The organism is Salegentibacter sp. BLCTC (assembly GCF_015143665.1).
Taxonomy (GTDB): Bacteria; Bacteroidota; Bacteroidia; order Flavobacteriales; family Flavobacteriaceae; genus Salegentibacter; species Salegentibacter maritimus.
In genome coordinates this window covers 343,031-359,104 of record NZ_WYEW01000004.1, presented here as the reverse complement: position 1 = coordinate 359,104, position 16,074 = coordinate 343,031, and the positions used below count along the sequence as shown (strand labels likewise).

The following is a 16,074-nucleotide window of genomic DNA, read 5'->3' as shown; positions in this document are numbered from 1 at the left end:
CGAAAACCAAAACCCATTAAGCAATTCGATTGCAAACGGTGAATTCAGCGGATTAGGTGCTGGTACTTATTTTATACAGGCAGACAATGGCGATTGTGAGTCAGTTTCTGAAGCTTTGGTTATCATAGAAAATCTAGGAACTCCGGCGCAGCCACAGGCAAGTATTTCACAGCAGCCAACTTGTGAAGATACCACCGGGACTATTTTGGTAACTACGGTACAGGGAATTTCTTATACTCTTTTAGATGAAAACCAAAATCCATTAAATAATTCGATTGCAAATGGAGAATTCAGCGGATTAGGTGCTGGTACTTATTTTGTACAGGCAGACAATGGCGATTGTGAGTCTGTTTCTGAAGCTTTGGTTATCATAGAAAACCTGGGAACTCCAATTGCTCCAACAGTTATCTCTATTACTAATACAACTTGTAATTTAGATAACGGAAGCCTTGAATTTGAAATTGAGGAAGGATTGACTTATATCCTTAGAGATAACGAACAAAATGAATATACCCACGAGAATGGTTCGATTACTAACCTGGCTCAGGGAGTTTATTATCTAGTAGCACAAAATGATGATTGTGAATCGGAAGTTGAAGTAACTATAGAAGCCGATTTGGATGAAGAGGCACCGGTAATAATTTCCTGTCCTTCCGACTTAAATGTATTTGTAGATGAAGGTGAATGTACTGCTTCCCAATTAATGCTTGGCGAGCTAATTGCCGAAGACAATTGTGATTCAGAATTAATCATTACCAACAACGCTCCATCAGTGTTTGAACTGGGAGAAACTATCGTTACCTGGACGGTAACTGATTTAGCTGGCAATAAAACAACCTGTACTCAAACCGTAACGGTAATCGATAACCAGGCGCCGGTAATCGCGGCTGTGGAAGCCATCAATACTACTGCAGATGCAGATACCTGTGGGGCAATGATAGAAATTGTACCTCCGGCGGCTACTGATAACTGTACGGTTGGAAATGTAAACGGAACAAGGGATGATAATCTGCCATTAGATGCAGAATACCCCGTGGGAACCACCAATATTACATGGACCGTGACAGATGATAATGGAAACGAAGCTCAACCGGTAATACAAACTGTAACGGTAACTGACGACCAGGCGCCGGTAATCGCTGCTGTGGAAGCTATAAATACTACTGCAGATGCAGACACCTGTGGGGCAATGATAGAAATTGCACCTCCAATGGCTACTGATAACTGTACGGTTGGAAATGTAAACGGAACAAGGGATGATAATCTGCCATTAGATGCAGAATATCCCGTGGGAACCACCAATATTACATGGACCGTGACAGATGATAATGGAAACGAAGCTCAACCGGTAATACAAACCGTAACGGTAACTGACGATCAGGCGCCGGTAATCGCTGCTGTGGAAGCTATAAATACTACTGCAGATGCAGATACCTGTGGGGCAATGATAGAAATTGTACCTCCAACGGCTACTGATAACTGTACGGTTGGAAATGTAAACGGAACAAGGGATGATAATCTGCCATTAGATGCAGAATATCCCGTGGGAACCACCAATATTACATGGACCGTGACAGATGATAATGGAAACGAAGCTCAACCCGTAATACAAACCGTAACGGTAACTGACGATCAGGCGCCGGTAATTGCTGAACAGGAAAATATTACAGTAAATACGGATCCCGATAGCTGTGGAGCAATTGTTAATTATTCGGTTCCTTCGGCTAATGATAATTGTGGCATAGAAAGCATAGAACTTACTGAGGGCTTAGCTTCGGGTGCTGAATTTCCGATAGGGGAAACAAAAATAACATATACCGCAACTGATGTGAATGGTAATTCAGTAAACTCTAGTTTTGTAGTAAATGTAATAGACAATGAAGCTCCGGTATTAACCTGCCCCAATGATATTCAACTAAGTGTTGAAAATGGAACAGATTCTATTGTTGTTAATTACGAGGGGGTTTCAGTTACAGATAACTGTTCAGGAACCAGTATTGAACTCATAGAAGGCTTTGCCTCTGGCGAAGAGTTCCCTGTAGGAAAGACCGTAGTAACATATCAGGTTACTGATGCTTCTGGAAATTCTGTTAGCTGTTCATTCCTGGTAATTATTGAAGAAACTCCACCGATACCGTCTGCTCCGGAAGTTGACCTTATTCAACCAGACTGTTTAACACCAACGGGGGTAATCCTAATAAATACTGAAAACGGACTTACCTATAGTATAGATGGTGAAAACTATGAAGCGGTACAGGAATTTACAGATCTTGAACCGGGAACTTACCAGGTAACCGCAAAGGATGAATTTGGCCAGGTATCTGAAGCTACAGAAGTTATATTAGAAGAACCTATTGCAACTGAAATTGAGACAAGTACTATAAGCCTTTGTATAGAAGACTCAAGCTTTAATCTTTTTGAACTTTTGGAAGGTGAATATGATGACTCCGGAGTTTGGGTAGACACTGAGCAAACCGGTGCTTTAACCCAAGATTTTATTGACCCGGCATTGTTACAGGTTGGCTCTTATACTTTTGAATATCAACTTAACAATGGTATTTGTAACTCTACCACAAGTGTAACGGTGAACATTAATGATGATTGTGTGGTATTACCATGTAGCCTGGAAGATATTAAGTCCAGTATATCTAAAGCGGTAACACCAAACGGGGATAATCGCAATGATTATTTCACAATAGATTTTGCCAGTGAATGTGGATTTACTTATGACTTGATGATCTTTAACCGATGGGGAAATAAAATATATGAAGCCACTAATTACCAAAACGATTGGGATGGCTATGCTACAAATTCGGCAACAAGTTCCAATCAATTGCCATCCGGAACTTACTTCTATGTCCTGGAGATTAGAAATAGCGGATTTGAACCAATACAAGGTTACATCTATTTAGGAACAAAATAAAAACAGAACATCATGAAATATATATACCTACTCCTATTCTGTATTATGTCTTCCATAACTGGATTAGCGCAGCAATTGCCGCAGTTTACCCAGTATATGTACAATACTATATCTGTAAACCCGGCATATGCCGGTAGCAGGGATGGATTTTCCATAACGGCATTAAACCGAAATCAATGGGCCGGCGTTAGTGGGGCACCAAAAACCCAAACGCTTTCCATCCACTCCCCGCTTACCAACGATAAAGTAGGCCTGGGACTTTCGGTAATAAACGATAAAACCGGTTATGAAAATTATACCTATGCATATGGTGATTTTGCCTATCGCTTAGATTTTAATAATGATGTCTCTTTAGCTATGGGTTTAAAAGCCGGGATGAGCTATTACAATCTCGACCGGGAGCTATTTAACGATCCGCAGGTTTTAAATGATCCCTTTTTTGAAGATAGATTTAATAAATGGACACCCAACTTTGGACTTGGTTTTTATCTATCTTCCCAAAATTGGTATATTGGAGCATCGGCACCAAAGCTAATCAATAACAACAACCACGAGTTTAGTGAATTCCTGGCTATGGAACAGGTTCACTATTACCTTACCGGTGGATATGTTTTTGATCTAAACGAAAACCTAAAATTTAGGCCCACATCTTTACTTAAAATGACCAGCGGTGCACCACTTTCGGTAGATTTTTCTGGAACAATGATTTTTAATGAGAAATTTTATCTGGGAGCTAACTGGAGGTTAGACGATGCCCTGGGGGCTTTCCTGGATATAGAACTCTTTGATGGTTTTAGGGCCGGTTATGCCTACGAATACTCTATCTCAGATATTAGACCATATACCTCGGGATCTCATGAAATCTTGCTTATTTATGAATTCAGGTTCCAAAAAACACGCTATAAATCACCCCGATTCTTCTAAAATAAAAGCTGCTAATTATGAAAAAACTATACTATTTAAGCCTATTTTTCTTCGTGTTTAGCATGTCGGTGCAAGCACAATATGGGAAACAAAAGAGAGCAGATAAACTTTATAATAATCTCGCTTATACTGAAGCTGTAGAAGTTTATAAAGATCTTATTGAAAACGACTATAATACCAGGGAAAATAGGATAAAACTGGCCGAGATTTACATGAAATTAAGAAGTCCGGAGAATGCTGTATTCTATTATGAAGACATTTTAGAGGATTCTTTAAATAGTTCTGCCGAATATTATTATGACTATGCCAGGGCTTTACGTGGAGCTAAAAGATATGAAGAGTCACGAAAGTGGTTACAAAAATATCTTGATAGCGACGGAAAAGTTGTTACTGAAGTCAGTAAAATACTTAACGCAAAGCATCCGGAGGTTCAAACTACGTATACACTAACAAAAACCGGGTTTAATTCAGAATTCAGTGACTTTGGAGCGGTAAAATATGGGGAGAAAACCTATTTTGTTTCTGCCAGAAACACGAATAATTCAGACAAAAAATATTCCTGGAATAACGAGCCATTCCTGGATATTTATGAGCTAAACCCTCAAAATGAAGCTACTTCTATTTCAGAAGAAATCAACACTAAATTACACGATGGTCCTTTAAGCTTTAGCCCTAACGGTGAAACGCTTTATTTTACCAGAAACAACTATTACAATAACAAAGAAGGAAAACGTGACGAAGAAGCTACAAATCATTTAAAGATTTATTCTGCTCAAAACTCAGGTGGAGCCTGGACGAATATTCAGGAACTGCCATTTAACAGTGACGCCTATTCTGTAGGACATCCATCGGTTTCCAAAGATGGAAAAACACTTTACTTCGCATCCAATATGCCCGGTGGTCAGGGTGGCACCGATCTCTATAAAGTTGCTATCAACGGCAATAATAATTTTGGAGTACCTGAAAACCTGGGAGAAAAAATTAATACAGCTAAAGATGAAACCTTTCCTTTTATAGATGAAGATGAAGAACTATATTTTTCCTCATCAGGTCATGGAGGCTATGGTTTGGCAGATATTTTTAAAATTGATTTAAAAAATGGGAACGCCCAAATTACCAATCTTGGAGAAACTATAAACAGCAACTTAGATGACTTTAGTTATTTTCGCGAATCTGATACTAATGCCGGGTTTATAGCTTCAAACCGTGAAGGCTCAGATAATGTATACGCATTTAATCGTCTGCTTCCACTAATTTTAAAAGGAAAAGTTACCGATGCGGTGAATGGCAATCCTATTGCGCAGGCCACTATTAGGCTTTTTAATGAAGAAAACGAGCAAATTGCTTTTCTGGAATCTGATAACGATGGAAATTACAAAACAAAAGTAAATAGAAATATAAGTATTCCCCTGGAAGCAAAACAGATAGAGTATAAGAGTTTCAAGGCTACTTTAAGCACCAAAAACATGGAAGATAAAGTAGAAATGGAATATAATATTGCTCTTCAACCTGTAGCAGATGTAGAGTATTTGGCAGAAATAAACAATATATACTTTGATTTTGACAAAAGCAATATTAGACCTGATGCCGCAAAAGAGTTAGATAAACTGGTAAAATTAATGCGTGATGAGTACCCCGATCTGGTAATTGAAATTGGATCGCATACCGACAAACGGGGAAGTGAAGCTTATAACGAAGCTTTAGCCGAAAGAAGAGCTAAAGCAACTCGTGATTACTTAATTGCCGAAGGAATTGATAAAGATCGTATTAAGGAGCAAGGCTATGGTGAACGTGAACCTGCAATAGCTTGTGATAGATGTTCCAGAGAGCAGCATCAATTAAACCGACGTTCTATGTTTAGTGTTGTAAACATGAATTAAGCTATTACGCTTCTTTTATAAATTAAAAAGGTTCAGCATTTTGCTGAACCTTTTTAGCTTAATCAAGTTATAAAAAATAATTACTCTACTTTCTTATAAATATATTGGTGAAATAATTACGTCCATTTGCATCATCTACTACCGATACGCCAAAATGAGAATGGTTACCTTCAATATTTTCTTTATGCCCTTTACTATTTAGCCAGGCTTTTACAACCGCATCTGCAGTACGATAACCATACCCCACATTTTCGCTAACCGCTTTGGCTCCTAATGTCTTTACTAAATTTTCGTAGCGCGCTCCAAAATTGTCGTGACTAACTTTCCCCACCTCTAACATATAGTAGTTATGGGACTCTGCTTCAAAAGAGATTTCAGCAATTGGCTGTAGTGGTTTAAGATCTAATGTTTCTCTATGTTCATTTACCAGTTTTAGAATAGTGTTTTCAATTTCAGAATAATCAAAATGCACTTTTTCTTCAGCGGTGTGATTGTAAGAATTTACTTCTTCCTCTATACTTTCTTTTGCACAAGAAACTGTTGAGACAGTTAGCAAAACAAGCACGATAAATCTAAGTGTACTTTTTTTCATAGGTCATAATATTAGACTTGGGAAGTTAAAAGTACACTTTTTATCGACTAAATGCATAGCTAAGTATGCATTTCATCGATTTTTTTCTGCATTTTAACATTTTTAGTAGGATTAAACCTACTAAAAATGAGGTGTTTAAAACACTGCTAGTCAAAAATGTAAGTAAAATGAAGTGGAAGTGCTATTCAAAGATAAAAACCTTACCGTCATCGGCTAGATCAACTTTCTTAAAAATGCTTGTAGCTTCTTCTTTAAATAAATTGATATCGGTATAGCGTGTAGAATAATGCCCTAAGATTAATTTTCCTACCCCCGCTTCTTTGGCAATCTGTGCGGCTTCTTTTGCCGTACTGTGCTTGGTTGGAAATGCCAACTCAGCTTTATCTTCTAAAAATGTAGATTCGTGATACAAAACTGTGGTACCACTAATTTGTGGAATCATTTTTGGGTTAAAAGCTGTGTCACTACAGTAAGCATAACTTTTTGGTGGTTCTGGATTAGCAGTTACCAGATGATTGGGAACAAGCTCCCCTGACTCTGACCTAACATCTTTTCCCTTTTTTAAGCTCCTATACAAAGCAACATCTATATTATATTCAATTGCTTTATCTATAAGTAGTTTACGGTCTCCCGGCTTCTCCTTAAAAAGAAAACCATTGGTGTATACCCTATGCACCAATGGTATAGTTTCTACACTTAGTTTTTCATCCTCATAAATAATTTGAGCTTCTTTACTTTCTAATTCATGAAAATAAAGTGGATAATTTGTCCAGGAATTAGACAATTTTAATTGTAGCGTAATGATCTCTTTTATCCCCTTTGGGCCATAAACATGTAGCTCATTTTCCCGGTTCAATAATCTAAAGGTGGAAATAAGGCCTACAAGTCCGTAACAATGATCCCCGTGCAGGTGAGATATGAAAATATGTTTTATTTTAGAGAACCTGATTTTATTCCTCCTTAGTTGTACCTGGGTTCCTTCACCACAATCAATTAAAAACAACTCGTTTTTCATTTCCAGAACCTGAGCGCTGGGATTGGTAAAGCTACGCGGGGTAGCGGCATAACAACCAAGGATATTGAGCTTCATAGAAAAGGTTTATATCCCTAAGTCTCTTTGAATTTCATCCATTTGAACTAAATCTTCGGCTTCTCTCAATGTAGGAACCATAATAATGTCTTCAGGCAATTCGTCTATAGTAATGGCGTTACTAACCAAAACAAAAGATTTATTTTGTGCTTGATGAATTTTAGAGATTTCTAAAAAACCCAGCACCTCATCTTTCTTAAGGTTTTTATAAGCCAGAAGATTAACTACTAGATTCTTCTTCTCAAATTCGGTATGTCTCTGGGTAAGAAGCGAAACAAAATCTACAATTGGGGCTTCCAGGGGGTCTATTAAGATATAATTTTCTTTCTCTAAAATCTTCATAAGTTCAATCTTTAAATTTAAAATTATTTAAGCCTAACCTCTACCTATTAATTTTAGAAGCAAGTAAATATATTACCGCCATCCTAACGGCAACTCCATTCTGAACCTGATCTAAAATAATAGCGTTTTCGGCATCAGCAACCTGACTGGTAATTTCTACCCCCCTGTTTATTGGTCCCGGGTGCATTACCACTATTTCTTTATCCAGACTTTCCAATAAGCTTTTATTCAACTGAAATTGTTGAGCATATTCGCGGGTACTTGGAAAATAACTTATATCCATACGCTCATTTTGAACCCTAAGCATATTAGCTACATCACACCATTCTATAGCTTTTTTAAGATTGGTCTCCACACCTACCCCTAAAGATTCTATATGTTTTGGTATAAGTGTTTTTGGACCACATACCTTCACCTCGGCTCCCTGTAATTTCAGTGCAAAAATATTAGATAGTGCCACTCTACTATGAAGAATATCCCCAACAATAACCACCTTTTTCCCTCTTACTTCCCCAAGACGTTCTCTAATAGAATAAGAATCTAAAAGTGCCTGGGTAGGATGCTCGTGGGCCCCGTCTCCAGCATTAACGATACTTGCATTTACATGGCGGGAAAGAAATATACCTGCACCGGGGTTTGGATGCCTCATAACTACCATATCAACCTTCATGGAGAGAATGTTGTTTACGGTATCTATAAGCGTTTCTCCTTTTTTAACCGAAGAAGAAGCTGCCGAGAAATTAACAACATCTGCACTTAATCGTTTTTCAGCAAGCTCGAACGAAAGGCGGGTACGGGTTGAATTTTCAAAAAATAAATTAGCTATGGTAATATCTCTTAGCGAAGGGACTTTTTTTATAGGCCGGTTTATCACTTCCTTAAAATGATCGGCCGTTTTAAAAATAAGCTCAATATCTTTCTCATTAAGATATTTAATTCCAAGTAAGTGGTTTACACTTAATTCGCTCATATATTTACTTATTTAGAAACCAGATAAACCACGTCTTCCCCATCGTTTTCTTTCCAGTTTACTATTACTTTTTCTTCATTTATGGCATCTACCTGCCTTCCATTATAATCAGGTTGTATTGGTAAATGACGGCTAAATCTTCTATCTATAAAACTTAATAATTCTATTTCGGCGGGCCTGCCAAATGATTGTATTGCTGTAAGTGCCGCTCGTATACTTCTGCCGGTATACAGCACATCGTCTATAAAAACAACTTTCTTATCTTCAACTATAAAATCTATTTTAGTCTTATTGGCTTCAAGAGGTTTCTCTCCTCTTCTAAAATCATCCCGATAGAAAGTAATGTCTAAATGCCCGTAATTCAAATCTGTGATCCCATATTCTTCTTGAAGGATTTTTATAATTCTTTCGGCAAGAAAAACACCCCGGGGTTGGATTCCAATTATAACCGTATGCTTAAAATCGGTATGATTTTCAACTAACTGGCAGGCAAGACGGTGGAGAATAATATTTATCTCATCGGCATTCAGTAATATTCTTTGACCCATAATTAGTTGCAAAAAGTAGAATTTCTACCACAAAAGTAAGCTTTTTTATCTTTTTCTAAAGTTCAATGAGCTTCAGATTATAAATCTTTTTTTAGAACAGTTTCCGAAAAAAACTATAGACTATATAATTTTCTTCGTAAATTAAACCTGCAATTTAATCTATAAAATTTAAGTTATGAGCTACTATTTTAATACTACGTTAAAAGAAAAAAACTTTGATGAAGCTATAAAAACAGTAACTGCAGCTTTAAAAGAAGAAGGGTTTGGGGTACTTACTGAAATTGATGTAAAAGAAACACTGAAAAAAAAGATTGATGTAGACTTTAAAAAATACAGGATTTTAGGTGCCTGTAATCCCGTATTTGCGCATAAGGCATTAAAAAGCGAAGATAAGATTGGCGTTTTTCTGCCTTGCAATGTAATTGTTGAAGAAAACGAAAATGGTGAAATTGAAGTTTCTGCAGTAGATCCAATTTCTTCCATGCAAGCGGCAAAAAATGATTCTCTCGAGGAAATAGCCACAGAAGTACAGCAAAAACTTAAGAAGATAATAGCTTCATTGAACTAAATTATCTTCAAGCTCATTATAATAATTAATTATCCTGATTATGGTAGTAAAAAGACACAATTACGAAACAGTTAGCCAGGCTATCAATGGTTTGGCGTCTCGCGGATATACTACCGACTTTAAATTAGAGCCGGAAAACGATAAACTAGTAGATACCGCACGTAGCCTGCAGCTTTCGCCTGAAGAGTTTGAGATAGATGAAATTTATAGGTTTGAAGGGATGACAGATCCCGGAGACGAAATGATTGTATATGCAATTTCCTCCCATAATCATAAAATAAAGGGTGTTTTAGTAAATGCCTTTGGCACATATTCAGATTCCAACACGTATAATATTGTAAAACGGCTTCATAAACACCTTTAATGAAAAAGGGCCATCAATAAGGATATTGAATTTCAGTTAAGCAAAAAGACACCTATTCGGGTTATTTATGCCGCCATCCCCTACAATTCACTTTTTCCACTAAAATTCCATAAGGTCAAATCTATTTAAGTTTGATATTAACTTTACTTTTATAATTACTTTAACCTTGTTTTAGTTACTTTTTGCTTACTTAAGCATAAAAAACATGGAACACAAAATACTTGGTCTGCATCATATTACGGCAATTGCCGGAAATGCGCAACGCAACTACGACTTCTACACAAAAATACTGGGATTAAGAATGGTTAAGAAAACTGTGAATTTTGATGATCCCAAAACCTATCATTTTTATTTTGGAGATGAAAGTGGAACACCCGGCAGCATCCTCACATTTTTCCCATGGGAAGGAGTTAAAAAAGGCAAAAATGGTGTAGGCATGGCTACAGAAATTGGTTATTCTGTTCCCGCAGGAAGCCTGGATTTTTGGAAAGAACGCTTTGAAAAACATGGAGTGGAATATGGTAAAACCAGAGAACAATTTGGTGAAGAATATTTAGCTTTTCGTGATCCCGACGGTCTTAATTTAAAATTGGTAGTTCCCAAACATAGTGATGATCGGCAAGCCTGGCAAACAGATGAGATTAATAGCGATGTTGCCATAAAAGGCTTTCATAACGTTACCCTTACCCTTAATAACGTAGGTCCTACGGCTGGTATTCTTACCGATATTTTTGGATATGAACTCGAGGAAAAGGAAGATGATTTTTACCGATATAAGACCAATACCGTAGAAAATGCGGCCATAGTAGACATCCATCAGGATCCTACTGCTGAGCGTGGTATTAACGCCGGTGGAACTAATCATCATATTGCTTTTCGGGTTAAAAATGAAGAAACTCAAATGTATTTTAGAGATAAGATTAGAGAAAAAGGCCTTCAAATCACTGAAAAAATAGATAGGGATTATTTCTTCTCACTTTATTTTAGAGAACCCGGGGGAGTCTTATTTGAAATTGCAACCGATAATCCGGGATTCACAAGGGATGAAAGCCTGGAAGAGCTTGGTAGCGCGCTCAAACTGCCTTCGCAATATGAAGGTTCCAGAGATAGAATTGAAAAACTTCTTCCGGAATTAAAACACTAGATAAAACTAAAAGACTATCTGAAAATTTTAGATCTCCGATGAAAAATCGGTGCAAGCTCTGAAATAAAATCAGGATTACGTTTAATGATTTTCAGATAGTCTTTATTACTAAGAAATCCTCTACTCTACTACATACATCTCATTAGAGGCTTTAATATACTCTTGCGGATTAAAAGTAGACTCAAAACTGTTTCTTACCGTATTCAGTTTATTCTTTAAATCTACAATCTTGGTTTTTAAATATTCATCGTTTTCATATTTCTTGATAAGAGAGTCATACTTCTTTAGGTTTTCAAGAATTCTAAAAGTAATAGTCCCAAACCTTATTTTTAAATTCTGCACTGCAATCATTTGATCGTGATAATCCTGCTTCCAGTTTTCAGGGTTCTTCGCTTTCTCTTGCACAATCTTATTTTCTGCAATTTTTGAAATGTCTAAAATATATTGGGTACGCTTTTTTGCATCGGTTTCATTCGTGAATTTTTTATCAAACTCCTTTGGATCTATCTCAAGAATTTGCACCAGGTTTTCCTGCATTGCCTTTTCCTGAAGCTCTTTTAATTCATCCAGGTTTTTATTTATAGACTCCCATTCGGTCTCTATAAGATCTTTATCGTGGGTAAATTGTGCGACAGTTGTGGTTAACTTCAACATTTCTGTACTTTGCTTTTTTAGCTTTTTATCGCCCCAACCCAACGAATTTATAAAGCTGCCAATTCCGTCAAAAACGGTTCCTGCGAACATTCCTGTAAAGGGCGTACCTTGTGCAAGATCTCCGGTGACAGACAAAATATGGCTTAGGGCCGAAAGCCTGGCATCATTCTTCTTTTCTTCTTCTACAAACTTTCTAAATTCGCCAAACCATTCCTGGTAGCCTTCATAATGCATAGGATTACTCACCTCATCTAATGTAGCATAAAACTCTCTTGAAGCGTTAAAAAGATTCAAAGGTTTAATTTCCCGCTCCATAGAAGCCAGATTTAATACAGCCGAACTGTAATTATATTTGTAAACACTAATGGTATTTTTGTCTATTTCTTCCTGGCGTTCTTCCAGGAACTTTACCCTTTCCAATAGCTTTTCAACCTTTTCGGCCGAGGAATTCGTGTTCTGTATACTTTCATCCAGGTTACTAATTTTAGAGTCGATTTCTTTAATTCTAAACTCCAGGTTCTGACTTAACAAGCTTCGCTCACGGTTAAGTTCCTGAAGCACTTGTTGGGTTACCGATTGGTCTTCGGCAAAGCTTTGCGCAAAACTATTTTGAAAAAGCGTTCCTAATACAAACAAAAAAACAAAACCCAATTTATTCATTGTAGATAATTTTTAATCGTTAGTAAGCATTTTTTAACGACCCGAAGATAATCATATTTTGTGCCAGTTCTATTTAATATCTTAATTAACAGGCTTTCCTAACCTGCTAAGAATTGGAAATACCACCTTATTTTTAGCTCCAAAAGAAGTCTTAAGTTCTTTTATTATGAGGTTTACAGGGTTTATTCCTTTTTCTTTTTCGTAATGCTTTACAGCACTCCAGGTGTTTAAATAGCCTACTAAATGTTCAAAAGACCAGGTATATTCCTGCTGAAATCCCGGGGATTTTATTTCCTGAAATGGAAAAGGAATCGTTTGATACTGTTCATCCAGGTAGCGTCTTTCTTTATCCCAAAAATCGCCAATAATATTACGATAAAACTTAAGAATAACTGCATTGGTTTCAGGGTTGCTTCTAAATAAAGAATAACCTATTACCGCAATGAGACCATTAGGTTGTAAAACACGGTTTACTTCTTTATAAAATTGCTCAAAATCGAACCAGTGAATAGCTTGTGCCACTGTAATTAAATCGAATTTATTATCTGAGAAATTTGTATTTTCTGCGGCTTGTAAAGAATAATGAATATTATCTTTTTTAATTGCATGCTTTAATTGTTGGCAACTAATATCTGAAGCCTGTACTTCTTTAAAAAAAGTTGCCAATTCTGCAGCCACCTGCCCATTTCCGGTGCCACAATCCCAGACACTTTCAGTAGTATTCAATTTTTCCTTTAAAAATTGATACAAAGCTTTAGGGTAAGTAGGTCTATAGGTAGCATAAGCTGAAGAGTGTGAAGAAAAGTTATCTTTCATAAGGCTTCCTGTTTCCTCTAAATTAAGAAAATAGGAAACAAAAAGAGCCACTTAAACAGCGGCTCTTAAATTTATCTTTAGAATTAATAAAGAATTATACGTTAAACCTAAAGTGCATTACATCACCATCTTTTACGATGTATTCTTTACCTTCTACACGCATTTTTCCGGCTTCCTTTACTTTTGCCTCGCTCCCTAAAGTATCAAAATCTTCGTAAGCAATTACTTCAGCTCTAATGAAGCCTTTCTCAAAATCGGTATGAATTACTCCGGCAGCTTGTGGTGCGGTAGCACCTACAGGAATAGTCCAGGCACGTACTTCCTTTACCCCGGCAGTAAAATAAGTTTGAAGATTTAAAAGACTATAAGCTCCACGAATTAACTTAGCTGCTCCCGGCTCTTCCAGACCGATATCCTGAAGAAACATTTGGCGCTCTTCATAATCATCTAATTCGGTAATATCAGCCTCAGTTCCTACGGCAAGCACCAAAACCTCAGCACCTTCTTCCTTTACCGCTTCCCTAACCTTGTCTACGTGTTCATTTCCAGATACCGCAGAACCTTCATCTACATTGCAAACATACATTACCGGCTTATCGGTAATAAATTGCAATGGTTTTATAAATTCCTTTCTTTCATCCTCGGTAAGATCAATAGCCCTAACAGATTTTCCGGCTTCTAAACCGTCTTTTACTTTGGTTAAAGCCTCCAGTTCTTTTTGTGCTTCTTTATTCCCGGTACGGGCAGCACGCTTTACTTTCTCCAACTTTTTATCGGTGGTTTCAAGATCCTTCAGCTGAAGTTCCATATCTATGGTTTCTTTATCCCGAATAGGATCTATAGAACCATCTACGTGTACAATATTATCGTTCTCAAAACAACGTAAAACATGCAAAATTGCATCGGTCTCCCTAATATTTCCCAGGAACTGGTTCCCCAAGCCTTCGCCTTTACTGGCTCCTTTTACCAAACCGGCAATATCTACTATTTCTACGGTGGCCGGTTGTACTTTTTCCGGATTTACTAAATGTTCTAAACGTTGGATTCTTGGATCTGGAACATTCACCACTCCCACGTTAGGTTCTATGGTACAAAAAGGAAAGTTTGCGCTTTGTGCCTTGGCGTTAGAAAGACAATTAAAAAGTGTCGACTTTCCTACATTTGGTAATCCTACAATTCCGGCTTTCATAGTATTGATTTTTTGCGGCTGCAAATGTACATATTTTCCATGGCAGCCACTAATTTCTTTTTAAATAGTATTTTAATAAGCTAAAGAGCTTAAAAATAAGAGTGTCCTAAAGAATCCATTTTTTTATAATTAACCGTGAACATATAATGAGGCTATTTAAGTTTTGCGACAAATTAGGATTACATAATTAAAGGCTCAACATATAAATTTATCTACTATTTTGAAATCATTAAAGATATCTCACAGCAGTTAAATAAATTGGTGCAATCATTGATGCTTAAATACTTATAAAAACATCCGGAACCATTATGAAAAAACTTCAACTACTATTTTTAGCAATTGGATTAAGTCTTATTTCCTGTTATACGGACAGGGACGATATAAATACTTCCGGTAGCAATAACCCGGAAAGTCCTGAAATACCGCAGGAAACCGAAAATCAGTTTATTTCTGAAGATGGCGAAGTATATGCTACAGGATTAGACTGTGAAGGCAATGGAAACTACACTATAGATACTGAAAACCTACTGGAAGCGCTAAATATTCCCGAAGATTTACCCGAAAGCTTTGATTTATCTGAATTTCTACCTCCGGTTGGCAATCAGGGTGAATTGGGTTCCTGTGCTTCCTGGGCCACCAGCTATTATATGAAATCTTTTCAGGAGAAAATTGAATCGGGCCTTGCCTATTCTGAAGCAACCACCCTGAGCCCGTCTTATACCTACAACCAACTTACAACCGATGACTGCGGTGGGACTTCTATCTCTGAAACGCTTGCTTTAATTAAAGAACAGGGTGTCGCAGCGCTGGAACTTTTTCCTTATACCGAAAATGAATGCGAAACACAACCCGACGAAGCTACAATTGAAGTGGCTGCTCAAGCTCGAATAGCCGACTATAAAGCTTTAAGTGGAGAAAATATGATTGCCGAAATGAAAACTCTGCTTACCCAGCAACAACCCATTATAGTAGGTGCAGTCCTTTCTCCGGAATTTGGAAAAACCGATAGTTTTGGCTTAACCGCTTATCGCGAGCACAGCATAGATTATAATGATGTAACCTGCCACGCTATGTTGGTAGTTGGTTTTAGCAATGAGTATAATGCCTTTAAGTTGGTAAACTCCTGGGGGGAAGACTGGGGCGACAACGGATTTGTTTGGATAGATTACCAGGCTTTTGAAAATGTTAACGACCCCGGTGCCTCTTTTAGGATAATTAACCAGGCCTACGTGGCTTACGATCTTTAAAATTTATTTGATTTCAGGAAAAGGTGAAATATAAATTTCTTAAAATCCTTAGGCTGTCCCGATTCTAAAAACTTTACTTTTCAATCTAGGTTAACCCGATATTAAAATAGGTGATTTCCATATTTCTACCTGGCATTGTTTGCTAATTATTAGTTTAAACTAA

At 37.1% G+C, this 16,074-nt stretch carries 15 protein-coding genes; 7 read left to right on the top strand and 8 right to left on the bottom strand.

Annotation, left to right across the window (positions count from 1 at the left end; genetic code table 11):
- From GUB10_RS07860 to GUB10_RS07850, 3 genes are all read left to right on the top strand, one after another.
- The coding region (locus tag GUB10_RS07860) for an HYR domain-containing protein (protein WP_193710889.1) at nucleotides 1-2,923 on the top strand (2,923 nt) is incomplete at its 5' end.
- Between the two features lie 12 nt (nucleotides 2,924-2,935).
- The gene (locus GUB10_RS07855; protein ID WP_193710888.1) at nucleotides 2,936-3,847 is read left to right on the top strand and encodes a type IX secretion system membrane protein PorP/SprF; all 912 of its coding nucleotides are present in this window, start codon (nucleotides 2,936-2,938) and stop codon (nucleotides 3,845-3,847) included.
- Between the two features lie 17 nt (nucleotides 3,848-3,864).
- The gene (locus tag GUB10_RS07850; protein WP_193710887.1) at nucleotides 3,865-5,727 is read left to right on the top strand and encodes an OmpA family protein; all 1,863 of its coding nucleotides are present in this window, start codon (nucleotides 3,865-3,867) and stop codon (nucleotides 5,725-5,727) included.
- A gap of 85 nt (nucleotides 5,728-5,812) precedes the next feature.
- Here the strand turns inward: GUB10_RS07850 and GUB10_RS07845 are convergent, their stop codons facing one another.
- The 5 genes from GUB10_RS07845 to pyrR form a co-directional block, all read right to left on the bottom strand.
- Nucleotides 5,813-6,319 (bottom strand): CAP domain-containing protein, encoded by a 507-nt coding sequence (locus GUB10_RS07845; protein ID WP_193710886.1) that lies wholly within the window; start codon nucleotides 6,317-6,319, stop codon nucleotides 5,813-5,815.
- A gap of 181 nt (nucleotides 6,320-6,500) precedes the next feature.
- Complete coding sequence (locus GUB10_RS07840; protein WP_193710885.1) at nucleotides 6,501-7,409, bottom strand: ribonuclease Z; 909 nt, start codon at nucleotides 7,407-7,409, stop codon at nucleotides 6,501-6,503.
- A gap of 9 nt (nucleotides 7,410-7,418) precedes the next feature.
- Nucleotides 7,419-7,751, bottom strand: a complete 333-nt coding sequence (locus GUB10_RS07835; RefSeq protein WP_193710884.1) for a ribonuclease Z — start codon at nucleotides 7,749-7,751, stop codon at nucleotides 7,419-7,421.
- Between the two features lie 40 nt (nucleotides 7,752-7,791).
- Complete coding sequence (locus tag GUB10_RS07830; protein ID WP_193710883.1) at nucleotides 7,792-8,721, bottom strand: aspartate carbamoyltransferase catalytic subunit; 930 nt, start codon at nucleotides 8,719-8,721, stop codon at nucleotides 7,792-7,794.
- 8 nt (nucleotides 8,722-8,729) lie between these two features.
- The gene (gene pyrR / locus GUB10_RS07825) at nucleotides 8,730-9,269 is read right to left on the bottom strand and encodes a bifunctional pyr operon transcriptional regulator/uracil phosphoribosyltransferase PyrR (RefSeq protein WP_193710882.1); all 540 of its coding nucleotides are present in this window, start codon (nucleotides 9,267-9,269) and stop codon (nucleotides 8,730-8,732) included.
- Nucleotides 9,270-9,444: 175 nt separating this feature from the next.
- On the opposite strand from pyrR, the gene GUB10_RS07820 reads away from it, so the two are divergent.
- The 3 genes from GUB10_RS07820 (at nucleotide 9,445) to GUB10_RS07810 (ending at nucleotide 11,345) form a co-directional block, all read left to right on the top strand.
- Nucleotides 9,445-9,837 (top strand): DUF302 domain-containing protein, encoded by a 393-nt coding sequence (locus tag GUB10_RS07820; RefSeq protein ID WP_193710881.1) that lies wholly within the window; start codon nucleotides 9,445-9,447, stop codon nucleotides 9,835-9,837.
- A 40-nt stretch (nucleotides 9,838-9,877) separates the two neighbouring features.
- On the top strand, nucleotides 9,878-10,201 hold the full coding sequence (locus GUB10_RS07815) for a phosphoribosylpyrophosphate synthetase (protein WP_193710880.1): 324 nt from the start codon (nucleotides 9,878-9,880) through the stop codon (nucleotides 10,199-10,201).
- A gap of 205 nt (nucleotides 10,202-10,406) precedes the next feature.
- Nucleotides 10,407-11,345, top strand: coding sequence for a ring-cleaving dioxygenase (locus GUB10_RS07810; RefSeq protein WP_193710879.1), 939 nt, complete (start codon nucleotides 10,407-10,409; stop codon nucleotides 11,343-11,345).
- A gap of 120 nt (nucleotides 11,346-11,465) precedes the next feature.
- On the opposite strand, the gene GUB10_RS07805 is transcribed toward GUB10_RS07810, so the two are convergent.
- The 3 genes from GUB10_RS07805 to ychF form a co-directional block, all read right to left on the bottom strand.
- Nucleotides 11,466-12,659, bottom strand: coding sequence for a hypothetical protein (locus tag GUB10_RS07805; protein ID WP_193710878.1), 1,194 nt, complete (start codon nucleotides 12,657-12,659; stop codon nucleotides 11,466-11,468).
- Nucleotides 12,660-12,740: 81 nt separating this feature from the next.
- Nucleotides 12,741-13,475, bottom strand: a complete 735-nt coding sequence (locus GUB10_RS07800) for a class I SAM-dependent methyltransferase (protein WP_193710877.1) — start codon at nucleotides 13,473-13,475, stop codon at nucleotides 12,741-12,743.
- Nucleotides 13,476-13,569: 94 nt separating this feature from the next.
- A complete protein-coding gene (ychF, locus tag GUB10_RS07795; RefSeq protein ID WP_193710876.1) occupies nucleotides 13,570-14,664 on the bottom strand; it encodes a redox-regulated ATPase YchF in 1,095 nt (364 codons plus the stop codon).
- A 308-nt stretch (nucleotides 14,665-14,972) separates the two neighbouring features.
- Between ychF and GUB10_RS07790 the strand changes: the two genes are divergently transcribed.
- Nucleotides 14,973-15,911, top strand: coding sequence for a C1 family peptidase (locus tag GUB10_RS07790; RefSeq protein WP_193710875.1), 939 nt, complete (start codon nucleotides 14,973-14,975; stop codon nucleotides 15,909-15,911).
- Nucleotides 15,912-16,074: the final 163 nt, after the last annotated feature.